Below are 12,960 nucleotides of genomic sequence, written 5' to 3' on the forward strand. Positions count from 1 at the left end.
GGAAGCGGTGAATGTTGGGAGGTAACACTATTCCGGCATTATCAAATAACGAAATTGTTAATTAGTATGGTGAACAAATTTTTTGGCGTACTGGCTATTATGCTGGTATTGCAACAAAACGTGTGGGCGCAGGCATCTCCGGCCGGCGACTACCAGGAATTACCCGATCCACGACCTGTTAATGCTGCTTCCTGGGAAGCGGTAAAAGACACACAACTCCACATTGCCTTCGGTACACCGGATACCCGCTACGAAAAAAGCAACGCACCGGCAGCTTCCTCCCTTACTGCTACCTGGCACGCTAAAGCCTGGAAAGGTGAAAGAATACATACGCAACTGGTAATCTGGTCTGCGGTGAGTCAGCCGGCGGTGAGTATGCAGGCTACTTTCCTGCAACATGCCAATGGCCACAAAATTGCGGCGAATGCTATTTCCACTGGCTTTGTACGGTATGTAATGACAGATGAACTGAATAAAGATGGTAGTGGCTGCGGCTATCGTAAAAGCAAGGATTTTGATTCTTCTCTCGTTGCTGATGGTATTGATATCATCCGCCAGAAAAATATCGCTGCCAAAAATACCCAGCCGGTGTGGCTGAGTATTCAGGTACCCGCCAATACCCCTGAAGGTGTTTATAAGGGCGCTATTCAGGTGAAAACAGCCACTGCTACTATCACCCTGCCTTATCAGGTAGAAGTATTGAACCGCACTTTACCTGCTGCCAAAGATTGGCAATTTCACCTGGACCTCTGGCAAAGTCCGGACGCAGTGGCCAGGGTATACAACGTGAAACCCTGGAGTGATGCTCATTTCAAGGCGATGAAGCCCTATATGAAAATGCTGGCAGCAGCCGGCCAGAAAGTGATCACCGCTACCCTGATCTATGATCCCTGGAACAGCCAGACAGAAGATATATACAGTACCATGGTGAAGTGGACCAAAAAGAAAAATGGTACCTGGTCCTATGATTATACCGTATTCGATAAATGGGTGCAGTTCATGATGGAGCTGGGCATCCGCAAAGAAATCAACTGTTACAGCATGATTCCCTGGAATCTTCGCTTTTACTATTATGATGAAGCTACTGCAAAAGATACTTTCATTGTAGCAAAACCAGGAACGCCTGCTTATACCGCGCATTGGCAGCCGATGTTGCAGGACTTTGTAAAACACCTGAAAGCAAAAGGCTGGTTTGATATCACGGCGATTGCCATGGATGAAAGACCGATGGAAGATATGCAACAGGCGCTTTCGTTGATCCGGCAGGCAGACCCTCGTTTGAAGGTATCGCTGGCAGGCAGTTACCATGCGCCGCTGGCTTATGAGATCCATGATTATTGTATTGCAGTAGGCGATAGCTTTCCTGCTGCCGTGATGGCGACCCGTTTAAAACAAGGGTTACCCACTACGTTCTATACCTGCTGTACTGAAGGGTATCCGAATACATTTACGTTTTCACCGCCGGCAGAAGCTACCTGGATGGGATGGCATGCTGCACATAAAGGATATACCGGTTATCTGCGGTGGGCCTATAATTGCTGGGTGAAGGAACCCCTGCTGGATTCCCGTTTCCGTGCATGGGCAGCCGGCGATACTTATTTCGTATATCCGGGACCGAGATCTTCGATCCGTTTTGAAAGACTGGTGGAAGGTATTCAGGATTTTGAGAAGATCCGGTTACTGAAAGCGGAGTTTATCCGTACAAACAATCAGGCGGCACTGGCTAAACTGGAAAAGATGTTGCAGCCGTTTGAAGCCCCTGCGCTGAAAACTATTCCTGCAGCAACGATGCTGCAACCGGCAAAAGATATGCTGAACGGATGGTAGGTAACGACTATCTTATCGGAAAAAAAGAAATCCTCCGGAGAACCGGAGGATTTCTTTTTTTTAACACAACTAAAAAACAATCAAATGTCCGAATGGAAATATTTTATGTTCATCAATCGGGCTTTTTCCCATCTAAAAAGGTATTAATCGTATTGATTTCAGTGTGGTTGTTTTGTCCCGGATCGCTTACCGTGTAGTTGGAATAAAAGTGCTCAGCGGAGCCGGCGCCATTATCCAGGTTTACATTGCGACGCAGATAAGCCGGTACATTTTCCAGTTCCGCATTGTTATCCATGTTCTTCACATTGAAGCTGATACTGCGTAATTTGGCCACTCTTTCCGCTTGTTTGCGTTTCTGTTCTTCCAGATCTTCATAGCTCTGTTGCATGGGCACTTCCGGAGGAGCAGGCGCATTGTTTATGTTATTATCATCTTCTTCCCGGTATACCATTTTCATTTCAGGTGGTACGGCGTTGCCTGGTTCCACATAAATGTGGGAAGGGCGATTTAAGTACCCACCTGCTGCATTACCAGTTTGTGGCTGAATGATATTCACATTCTGCTGGGTATTGCCAGGCATCTGCATATGTGCAGGAGGAATCTGTTGTATCGGTTGTTGTTGTTGCTGCAGTTGCTGTTGTTGCTGCTGCATCTGTTGCTGTTGCAGCTGTTGTTGTTGCATCTGCTGCATTAACTGCTGTTGTTGCTGATCTATTTGCTGCGGTTGTACAGGTACCTGTTGTACATTCAGCACATAGTTCTGACGGGCAGGTGCAATAGGCGCCTGCGGTGTTACCTGCTGTGGTGGAGTATAGGAAGTAACGGGTTCAGGATGAACGATCACTGGTTCCATCAGGCGGGGTGCCATGAGGTCCTGTGGCTCCTGGAAGAGGACTCCCTGGGCCTGTTGTGTGTTCATTTTTTTTTCATCTCCGTCTTTACCTAATTGCATCACAATTTTAGGTTCCACGCGCTCCGGGTTGGAGGGAGTCAGCTTTTGCTGCGTAATGGGTTTTTGTTCAAAACCGGTAGCAATGATGGTAACGCCCAGCTGTCTGTCGAGAGACTGGTCGTAGCCCACACCGAGGATGACATCGCAGTCTTCACCGGCCTGGCTTTGTACATAGGCCTGGATAATATCCATTTCATCGAGGGTGTGTTCGAATTCACCTTCGGAAGAAGAGATATTGATCAGGATCCATTTTGCACCACGGATATCGTTATCATTCAGCAGCGGAGAAGTGAGTGCATCTTCGATTGCTCTCTGTGCACGGTTTTCACCTTCAGCCAGCGATGCGCCGAGGATGGCCACACCACCATTACGCATAACGGTACATACATCGGCAAAATCGACGTTGATCTGACCAGTAGAGTTGATCACATCTGTGATACATTTAGCCGCAGTAGCGAGTACGTTATCTGCTTTTTCGAAGGCCGCTTTGAATTTAAGGTCGCCGAATTTCTGACGTAATTTATCATTGGAGATGATCAGCAGGGTATCTACATACTCTTTCAGCCGGGTTACCCCTTCGTCTGCCTGCAGCATCCTTTTTTTACCTTCATAGGAGAAGGGAGTGGTCACGATACCTACAGTCAGGATACCCAGTTCCTTACATATCCGCGCAATGATAGGGGCGCCACCGGTTCCGGTACCACCGCCCATACCGGCAGTAATGAAGGCCATTTTGGTATTTACCTCCAGGATCTTTTTGATTTCTTCAAAGGATTCTTCAGTGGCTTGTTTGCCAATCTCAGGATTGGCACCTGCTCCCAGCCCCTGTGTGAGGTGTGGTCCCAATTGTATTTTATTGGGCACAGGACTGTTAGCAATAGCCTGAGCATCAGTATTGCAGATTATAAAATTCACCCCTTCAATGCGTTGACTATACATATGATTCACCGCATTACTTCCACCGCCACCAATGCCTATAACCTTGATGATAGAAGATTTTTCCTTAGGAAGATCAAAATGTATCATGACTCTATACTTTTATGGGTTAGTACGAATAATTAATAATGAACTATTAAGAATTAAGTGTGTATCTATTTTACTGTTACTATGGTTCATGGTCCTGTCATTATTAATTATTGTGCTTAATTCTTACTTATTTACTAAACGTTTGCCGGGTGCAACAATTGCGCCATTTCCTTTTACAGTTTTGCATCTTCTTCTTCTGTGAACATGTCAATGATTTTTGTTTTCATTTTGTCCAGAAAGTTTTTCAGTGATGCGTTTCTTTCTTTTGCTTTCCTGTCCTGGATTTCCTGGCTGCTGGGAGCAGTTTCTTCTATCCATTCTTCCTGCGACGCAAGGGATTGCGCTGCCTGTTCTTTGGCCAGGTAGCTGGTATTAATTTTTACATAATTTTCTTCCAGCGCTTTGCGATCATTTTCAAAATCATTGTAGCCTTTCAGAATAAGTCCCACGCAGGTAGCATACATAGGCTTGGTAAGTTCGTCTATGTGGCCGCTGGCGAGATGCTCATTGGGGAATCCGATACGGGCACTTGCACCGGTTGTATACTCTGTTAACTGTATGAGGTGTTTCAGCTGAGAGCCGCCACCGGTAAGAATGATACCACCATTCAGCATTTTGTTGTCCATACCGATCTGTTTGAGGTGATACACCACAAAGTCGAGTATTTCACTCATGCGTGCCTGGATGATATGTGCCAGATTTTTTACAGATATTTCTTTCGGGCTCTGTCCACGTAAACCAGGAATGGTGATGTAGGCGTTGCTTTTAGCTTCATCTGCCAGGGCGTAGCCAAATTGCACCTTCATCTGTTCTGCCTGTGTTTTTAATACACCGAGACCGTTTTTAATATCGTTGGTAATGTTTTCACCGCCGTACGGAATCACCGCGGTGTGTTTCAGAATACCTTCGTAGAATACGGCCAGGTCAGTGGTACCGCCACCGATGTCCACAATGGCAACACCTGCTTCAAAATCCATATCGCACATAACAGCGGCGGCGGAAGCCAGGGGCTGGAGTACCAGGTCGCGGATTTTCAGACCTGATTTTTCCACGCTGCGGTTAATGTTGCGGATGGCGTTTTTGTCGCCGGTAATGATATGGAAGTTTGCACCCACCTTCACCCCCGACATACCAATGGGGTAGGTGATATTCTGCAAGCTATCCACAATATACTGCTGTGGGATCACATCAATGATCTGATCACTGGCAGGAATGACTGTTTTATACTGATCATTGATAAGCTGATCAATATCTTTCTGGGATATTTCCGCATCGGTATCGTTACGTACGATATCGCCGCGTGTTTGTAAACTCTTTATATGGTGTCCGGCTATGCCTACGTATACTTCGTTAATCTCCAGGTTGGGGTTGGATGCATAACAATTCTCAAGTGCCTGCCTGATAGCTTTTATTGTTTGGTCAATGTTCAGCACCATACCGTGCTGCACCCCAAACGATGTAGCTTTTCCGAATCCCAGGATTTCCAGTTTCCCGTATTCATTCTTCCGTCCTGCAATGGCAGCAATCTTCGTAGTGCCTATGTCGAGGCCTACAATGATAGGAGCTTCCTGATTCATGGCGTTTTTTGTTTTTTTGATGTGTTAACAGATTTATTCCCTGGCTTATACACTGCTTTAGGTTGTTGCTTCGGCGGCGCTGCTGCTTTTTCTTTTTTCACTTCTTCTTTTCCTTTCTGCGTTTTAGCTTTTGCTTTTGTTGGTGCCGGTGGTTTTACGACCGGTTTTGCTATGGCTGCATGTGCCGGTTGTTTTACCGGTACATGTTCCGTAGCCACTGCACTGTCTGAAATCGGCGGTTCGTCTGCGACTACCAGTTTCAGGCTGTCCTGTGCAGGAGGCGGCTGCATGGGAGCTATCCCGTCTTTACGTGTACATACCACTTCATTTTCAAATGCGATATTGATACGTGTATAGTTATTCCAGCCTACTTTATTTAATCCTTCCTTGTAAAAAGCCAGCAATTTGTTGAATTTTTTTTCGATATCGGTACCTTCTCCAAAGGTGATGATCTGATCTCCCAGTTTAGGTATGAACTCAAACCGACGATCATCTGTGATCACCAGTTGTTCTACCTGTGCCATCCAGAAAGCGTCTTTACTGATATACCTGCCCATCTCCACAATCTGGGTAGCTAACAGGCTGTCTGCCTGTTGCAACTTTTCCGCATCGGTAGGAAAGCCGGTAAAAACAGGCACTCTGGCCGCATAACGGGTAGATACCGGAATCCGTTCGCCGGATTCATCGAGATAAAAACTGTTACCGGAAAAAGTAAAGATCCGGGCTACCGGTTCGCGTTGGGTTACTTTCACATTCAGCTTTTGCTGACTGTCGAAATAAATTTCCGCATTCTTTACCCACGGGTCCTGATCTACTGCCGCTTCCAGCTGACGGATGTTGATATCGCCAATGGATTTGCCGATCGGGTTCAGGTTTTTATCTTTCGTAATCAAAGATCTGATGTCTTTCGCTTCGATGAAAAAATTATCATCTTTTCCTTCGAATTTCACCTGGATACTTTTGCATTTACCCGCATCTTTATCCTGGATGGCCGCCACCAGTAATATTACAAAGCCTGTCAGCACCATTCCCCAGAGAACGATGGTGGCGAGTCTTTTAAATATTGTACGGGCCTTGGACATATTATAGCGATCGTTTTGTTGTTTGTTTTTAGTTCAGCAGATGACTGATCGGTTCTTTCAGTTGATCTATATCACCGGCTCCTGCAGTGATCAGCAACGGAGTGGGTGATTGTTTTAACCATTCCGTTATTGCTTCTTTAGGCATTATCTGTACCGGTACGGTGATCTTTTCTGCAATCATTTCACTGGTAACACCTGCTATCGGTAATTCCCTGGCCGGATATATCGGCAGCAGGATTACTTCATCTGCCAGTGATAAACTGTCTGCGAATCCGTCTGCGAGGTCGCGGGTGCGGGTGAATAAATGCGGTTGAAAAATCACTGTGCATTTCCGGCCGGGGAACAGTGCTTTGGCGCTGGTGATCAGTGCCCGCAGTTCTTCCGGATGGTGTGCGTAATCATCTATATAAACCTGTTTGTCATTTTTTATCGCATATTCAAATCTGCGCCGGATACCTTTAAAACTTGCCACGGCTGCTTTGATTTTGTCGGCACCGATACCCAGCAAATGTGCTACTGTGATGGCGGCTACGGCATTTTCCACATTGTGCATGCCACCAATATGCAGCTGCACATTATCAATCATCCAGTCCTGATGCATCACATCAAACTCGTATCCGCCGTTGATCATACGGATATTGGCGGCATAGGCATTGGCGGCATTGTTCTGTAAACTGTACAGCAATTTGTTGGATGCATGCAGTTCTTTATTGCGATGCAGGCCGAACCTAGCAATCAGCGTGCCATTGGGCTTAATATTGTGTGTATATTCAATAAAAGCATCTTCCATTGCCTCCGGTGTACCGTAAATATCCAGGTGATCTGCATCCATGGCAGTCAATACGGCGATATCCGGACTTAATTTCAGGAAAGAGCGATCGTATTCATCTGCTTCAATAACGGCTACCGCTTTGTCGCTGCTCCAGAAATTTTTATTGTAGTTAACGCTGATGCCTCCCAGGAAAGCATTACAGCCATAACCGCTGTCGGTAAGCAGATGGGCAATCATGGTGGAAACAGTGGTTTTACCATGGGTGCCGGCTACGGTAATCGCAAACTGTGTATGGGTGATTTCCTGCAATACATCGCTGCGTTTCACTACTTCATAACCGTTGTCGCGGTACCATTGCAGTTCCTGGTGTGCTGCCGGTATGGCCGGCGTATATACGACCAGGTTAGCTGCTTTATCTAAAAGTTGTATATCGTCTGTATAATGGATTTGCATACCCTCTGCTTCCAGCTGCCTGGTAAGCACTGTTGCGGTACGGTCATAACCACTTACCTGCACTCCTTTTTCGTTGAAAAAGCGTGCAATGGCGCTCATGCCAATACCACCGATACCGATGAAATAAACCCGTTGTATGTTATTCAAATCCATATATACTATTCGTCTCTGTATGTTTAATCTTTACAATTATGCTATAATACCCAGTACTTCTTTGGCAATGACCATATCTGCGTTGGGGCGTCCCAGTTGCCCGATATTGGTTTCCAGTTGTTCCATCAGCGCCCTGTTCTGCAGGAGGTTGAATACCACATTGCCTAACTGGCTTTTTACTTCGTCATCCCGGATAATCAGCCCGGCTTTTTTATTGACCAGGTTCATCGCGTTGGATGTCTGGTGATCTTCCGCTGCAAAAGGATAAGGCACGAATATGACTGGTTTCTTTACCACACACAATTCTGCAATTGCCAGTGCCCCTGCCCGGGAAACCACTACATCGGCTGCTTTGTAGGCGAAATCCATCACGTTGATAAAGTCGTACACTTTAATATGTGATGCATAAGGCGCCGCCGCTGCTTTAGCCGTTTCAAAGAAAGGTTTACCGGTTTGCCATATCAGCTGTATATCTTTTTCCGCGATAGTTTCCAGTAAAGGCAACAATCCTTCATTGATGGATTTCGCACCCAGACTGCCACCTACGGCGAATATGGTTTGTTTGCTGTTGCTTAAACCAAAATGCTGCAGGGCATCTTCTCTGGTCACCGCAGACTGTGTAATGTTGTTCCTGACAGGATTTCCGGTAGCAATCAGTTTGTCTGCCGGGAAAAATTTATCCATACCATCGTACGCCACACAGATCTTTCTCGCTTTCTTACCTAATATTTTATTGGTTTTACCGGCAAATGAATTCTGTTCCTGTATCAGGGTTGGAATATCATTTTTCTGCGCCTGTCTTAACATCGGGAAGCTGGCGTAGCCACCTACCCCTACCACTACATCCGGCTGAAATCGTTGCAGGATACCTTTAGCATGCCGTAAACTTTTCCAGATTTTCCAGGGTAATAATATGTTTTTAAAAATATTGCTACGATTGAATCCTACGATTTCCAGGCCTTCAATCGGATATCCGGCCTGTGGTACTTTTTCCATTTCCATTTTTCCGGCAGCACCTACAAAAAGGATGTCGGTGTCTGGCTGGATTTTTTTCAACGCATTGGCAATCGCTATCGCCGGGAAGATATGTCCTCCGGTACCACCACCTGCTATAATTACTTTGCGTTGCATATACTACTAGTTACAATTGTCTCTTTAAGTTAAATACGAATTAAGCAACAGCAGCGTTTTCTGTTTGCGCCATTACTCTTTCCAACCGCTCTTTTTCTGCCTGTTTCCCTTCCATCTCTTCCACGTTCCTGGATACACTCAGTATAATACCGATGGCCATACTGGTAAACAATACGGAAGATCCTCCCATACTTACCAGCGGTAAGGTAACCCCGGTAACCGGGAACAGGTGTACGTTTACTGCCATATTGGTCAATGCCTGTATCACCAGTGTTACACTTAACCCTACTGCCAGGAATGCACCGAATGCATACGGACATCGCTTATAAATCCGGATCGACCGTAAAAGCAATATCATGTAGGCGGCGAGAATCAGGAACGCACCGAACATGCCATACTCTTCAATGATCGTTGCATAAATATAGTCGGAGTAGGCATGGGGTAAAAAGTTACGCTGGGTACTATTACCCGGTCCTTTTCCCAGCACGCCGCCGCCGGCTATGGCGATATTGGCCTGTTGCACCTGATAAGGTATTTCCGTATGATCATCATGCAAAAAGCTGTCGATACGCTTTTCCCATGTTTTGGTACGCATTTCCATGCCGGTGAGCTTGGCCACAAAAAACATCAGCATCACCAGTACCAGACCCGCTGCTATCATAGAAGCGAGGAACCTTACCGGTACCCTGCCAATGAAACACAGTAACATACAGCTGGCGCCCAGCAGCAAGGCTGTACTCATATTGGCCGGCATGATCAGCAAACAGATAACGCCTACCGGAATAATGATGGGCAGAAATCCTTTTTTGAAATCATTGATCACGTGTTGCAATCTGGACAGCTGTCTGCTGACATACATGAAGATGGCCAGTTTGGCCACATCCGATGTCTGGAAGGTCAGATTGATAATAGGTAACCGTATCCACCTGCTGGCATCATTGATATTGGACCCGAAAGCCAGTGTGTATATCAGCAGGGGGATGGAGATCAGGAAGCCTATCTGCGCCACCCGGGAGTAAATCGTATAATTTACCCGGTGTGCAAAGTAGATGATTACCAGTCCCATTACCAGTACCGTTAATTGCTTCAGGAGATAGTACTCTGTATGGCCGCCTCTTTCGCGGTAGGCCAGTGAACCGGTGGCGCTATATACAGCCAACAGGCTTACCAGCGATAGGAAAACCACTATCGTCCAGATAACTTTATCGCCTTTTGTTCTATATAGCAAACCGTTCATTTATTTATTTTTAGCAGTTAACTATTTTATTAACTGCTTTTCGTTTAATCTTTACCGTTATTCAACCCAATTTTCCCTTTTACTACAGCTGTTTTACCTCTTCCTTGAATTTCCGTCCCCTGTCTTCATAATTTTTAAACAGGTCGAAACTTGCACAGGCAGGTGATAACATCACCACATCTCCTTTGCCGGCCTGTTTAAAGGCTTCCTGTACTGCGTCATGCATACTGGCCGTATTGATCATGACCGGTGTATCTTTAGATAACGCAGCTTCAATAGGTGTGTTGTCCACACCCAGACAAATGATTGCCTTTACCTTCTCTTTCACCAGTTCCCGGATTGCATCATAGTCATTGCCTTTGTCTACGCCACCCATGATCAGCACGATGGGCTTTTCAATACTTTCCAGTGCAAACCATACGGAATTGACATTGGTAGCTTTGCTGTCATTAATAAAATCAACTCCTCTTACAGTGGTCACATATTCCATCCGGTGCTCGAGGCTCTTGAATGAGGTCAGGCTCTCGCGGATTTTTTCTTTTCGTATATCCATGGTTCTGCCTGTAATTCCAGCTGCCATCGAATTATATAAATTGTGTTTCCCTTTTAATGCGAGGTCGTACATGGACATGATAACCGGTTCTCCGTTAACCTCGATATGCACCTGGTCGTTGGCAATAAAGCCGCCTTCTTTCAGTGGTTTCATGATGGTAAAAGGTATTGATGTTGAATAAATGGGTTGCTTCGCTAAATGTTGCATGATCTCAGGATCGTCCATGCAGTAGATAAAATAATCTGCTGCGGTTTGGTTCATGGCGATTCTGAATTTGGAGGCTACATAATTTTCCATTTTATAATCGTAGCGATCCAGGTGATCAGGCGTAATATTCAGGAGAATGGCCACATCGGGTTTAAATTCCCGGATGTCATCCAGCTGAAAGCTGCTGATTTCAATCACATAATACTCCGCTGGTGCGGTTGCTACCTGCCGGGCATAGCTCACGCCAATATTCCCTACCATCGCCACATCCAGACCAGCCGTCTTGAACAGGTGATAGGTGAGGGCAGTAGTGGTGCTTTTGCCGTTGCTGCCGGTGATAGCAATAATCTTTTTACCTTTCGAGAAACGGTAGGCCAGCTCTATTTCGGAGATGACAGGTATGCCTTTCGCACGTACCTTTTTCATCAGTTCCGATTTTTCAGGGATCCCCGGACTTTTTACGATTTCGTTTGCGTCCAGGATAATGTCCCAGGAATGATGTCCTTCTTCAAAAGAGATCTGGTTTACCGCCAGTTCCTGTTTATAGTTATCTTTTATTATGCTGCCATCAGACACAAAAACATCATACCCCTGTTGTTTTCCCAACAAGGCTGCTCCAATTCCGCTTTCACCGGCTCCTAATATGACGAGTTTATGTTCCATTTCTTTGATACTGATATATTAACTTTTATTTGTTATCTCATTTTTAAAGTAGCAATCGCAAATACCACACACATAATGGTAATAATCCAGAAGCGTACGGATATTTTACTTTCATGATAGCCTACTTTCTGGTAGTGGTGGTGCAGCGGCGACATTTTCAGAATACGCCGGCCTTCCCCATACTTCTTCTTGGTGTATTTGAAATAGGATACCTGTAACATCACAGATAATAGCTCTATCAGGAATACGCCACAGAAAATAGGAATCAGCAGCTCCTTGCGAACAATGATGGCCAGGGAAGCGATGATACCACCCAGCGCCAGGCTACCGGTATCGCCCATGAATACCTGTGCCGGATAGGCATTGTACCAGAGGAAACCTATGCAGGCGCCCACAAAGGCTGCAATGAATATCGACAACTCGCCCAGGTTGGGGATATACATGATATTCAGGTATTCCGCAAACTGGATATTACCGGATACATAGGCGAAGATGCCAAGGCATACCCCTATAATCCCCGATACACCGGTGGCTAGTCCATCCAGTCCGTCTGTAATATTGGCGCCGTTGGAAACAGCGGTAATAATAAAGATCACGATCAGGATATACAGTACGAAGGTGTATTTCTCGGCTCCCGGAATCCAGGAGATCAGTTTCGCATAATTGAATTCGTGATTTTTCACGAAAGGAATAGTGGTAATCGGCGTTTTAACATCCACAAAGCGGTGTCCGTCGCGGGTTACGCGTTCCGGATGATTGGTGATTTGTCTTTCATAGGGAGCCAGTTTTTTAGCACCCATGACTTCGCGGGAAACCACTACATCGTTATTGAAATACAGGGTGCAGCCAACGATCAGGCCCAGTCCTACCTGTCCCATGATCTTGAAACGGCCGGCCAGCCCTTCCTTATTCTTTTTGAATACTTTGATATAGTCATCCAGGAACCCGATCATGCCTAACCATACAGTCGACAAGAGGATCAGCCAGATATATACATTGGCGATCTGGGCAAATAATAAAGTAGGAATAACAATAGCAGATAAAATGATGAGACCACCCATGGTAGGCGTACCTTTTTTGGTATTTTCTCCCTGGAGACCCAGTTCGCGGATGGTTTCGCCAATTTGTTTACGTTGCAGGAACTTAATAATACGTTTACCAAACAGCAAAGAAATCACCAGCGACAGCAGTAATGCCATCGTAACACGGAAAGTGATATACTGGAACATACCACCGCCGATGACGCTGATCTTAAATTCTGTTTTCAGGTAATTTAAAAAATAATATAACATACGTTTTAGTCGAAGCCTGTAAACCGCCAGTGGCG

General features: G+C 45.7%; 9 protein-coding genes. 1 reads left to right on the forward strand and 8 read right to left on the reverse strand.

What is annotated here, in order from left to right:
- The first annotated feature begins 66 nt into the window (after nt 1–66).
- On the forward strand, nt 67–1,827 hold the full coding sequence (locus OL444_RS07480) for a DUF4091 domain-containing protein (protein WP_264733846.1): 1,761 nt from the start codon (nt 67–69) through the stop codon (nt 1,825–1,827).
- Nucleotides 1,828–1,939: 112 nt separating this feature from the next.
- Here OL444_RS07480 and ftsZ read toward each other — a convergent pair whose 3' ends face one another.
- The 8 genes from ftsZ to mraY form a co-directional block, all read right to left on the reverse strand.
- Nucleotides 1,940–3,805, reverse strand: coding sequence for a cell division protein FtsZ (gene ftsZ, locus OL444_RS07485; RefSeq protein ID WP_264733845.1), 1,866 nt, complete (start codon nt 3,803–3,805; stop codon nt 1,940–1,942).
- 173 nt (nt 3,806–3,978) lie between these two features.
- Nucleotides 3,979–5,382: a cell division protein FtsA gene (gene ftsA, locus OL444_RS07490; protein ID WP_264733844.1), complete on the reverse strand. Its 1,404-nt coding sequence runs from the start codon at nt 5,380–5,382 to the stop codon at nt 3,979–3,981.
- Nucleotides 5,379–6,464, reverse strand: coding sequence for a cell division protein FtsQ/DivIB (locus tag OL444_RS07495; RefSeq protein WP_264733843.1), 1,086 nt, complete (start codon nt 6,462–6,464; stop codon nt 5,379–5,381). The genes ftsA and OL444_RS07495 overlap by 4 nt, the downstream gene beginning before the upstream one ends.
- A 28-nt stretch (nt 6,465–6,492) precedes the next feature.
- A complete protein-coding gene (murC, locus tag OL444_RS07500; RefSeq protein WP_264733842.1) occupies nt 6,493–7,842 on the reverse strand; it encodes a UDP-N-acetylmuramate--L-alanine ligase in 1,350 nt (449 codons plus the stop codon).
- 36 nt (nt 7,843–7,878) lie between these two features.
- Nucleotides 7,879–8,973: an undecaprenyldiphospho-muramoylpentapeptide beta-N-acetylglucosaminyltransferase gene (murG, locus tag OL444_RS07505; RefSeq protein ID WP_264733841.1), complete on the reverse strand. Its 1,095-nt coding sequence runs from the start codon at nt 8,971–8,973 to the stop codon at nt 7,879–7,881.
- A 40-nt stretch (nt 8,974–9,013) separates the two neighbouring features.
- Nucleotides 9,014–10,210, reverse strand: coding sequence for an FtsW/RodA/SpoVE family cell cycle protein (locus OL444_RS07510; RefSeq protein WP_264733840.1), 1,197 nt, complete (start codon nt 10,208–10,210; stop codon nt 9,014–9,016).
- An 82-nt stretch (nt 10,211–10,292) separates the two neighbouring features.
- Entirely contained in the window at nt 10,293–11,633 is a 1,341-nt protein-coding gene (murD, locus tag OL444_RS07515; RefSeq protein ID WP_264733839.1) for a UDP-N-acetylmuramoyl-L-alanine--D-glutamate ligase, read from the reverse strand.
- Between the two features lie 32 nt (nt 11,634–11,665).
- Nucleotides 11,666–12,925, reverse strand: coding sequence for a phospho-N-acetylmuramoyl-pentapeptide-transferase (gene mraY, locus OL444_RS07520; RefSeq protein ID WP_264733838.1), 1,260 nt, complete (start codon nt 12,923–12,925; stop codon nt 11,666–11,668).
- Between the last annotated feature and the right edge of the window lie 35 nt (nt 12,926–12,960).

It is taken from the genome of Chitinophaga nivalis, assembly GCF_025989125.1.
Lineage (GTDB): Bacteria > Bacteroidota > Bacteroidia > Chitinophagales > Chitinophagaceae > Chitinophaga > Chitinophaga nivalis.

Bases quoted from the DNA above. Each gene is read 5' to 3' on its own strand.
- OL444_RS07480 (WP_264733846.1), top strand. From the start codon at position 67: ATGGTGAACAAATTTTTTGGCGTACTGGCTATTATGCTGGTATTGCAA.
- ftsZ (WP_264733845.1), bottom strand. From the start codon at position 3,805: ATGATACATTTTGATCTTCCTAAGGAAAAATCTTCTATCATCAAGGTT.
- ftsA (WP_264733844.1), bottom strand. From the start codon at position 5,382: ATGAATCAGGAAGCTCCTATCATTGTAGGCCTCGACATAGGCACTACG.
- OL444_RS07495 (WP_264733843.1), bottom strand. From the start codon at position 6,464: ATGTCCAAGGCCCGTACAATATTTAAAAGACTCGCCACCATCGTTCTC.
- murC (WP_264733842.1), bottom strand. From the start codon at position 7,842: ATGGATTTGAATAACATACAACGGGTTTATTTCATCGGTATCGGTGGT.
- murG (WP_264733841.1), bottom strand. From the start codon at position 8,973: ATGCAACGCAAAGTAATTATAGCAGGTGGTGGTACCGGAGGACATATC.
- OL444_RS07510 (WP_264733840.1), bottom strand. From the start codon at position 10,210: ATGAACGGTTTGCTATATAGAACAAAAGGCGATAAAGTTATCTGGACG.
- murD (WP_264733839.1), bottom strand. From the start codon at position 11,633: ATGGAACATAAACTCGTCATATTAGGAGCCGGTGAAAGCGGAATTGGA.
- mraY (WP_264733838.1), bottom strand. From the start codon at position 12,925: ATGTTATATTATTTTTTAAATTACCTGAAAACAGAATTTAAGATCAGC.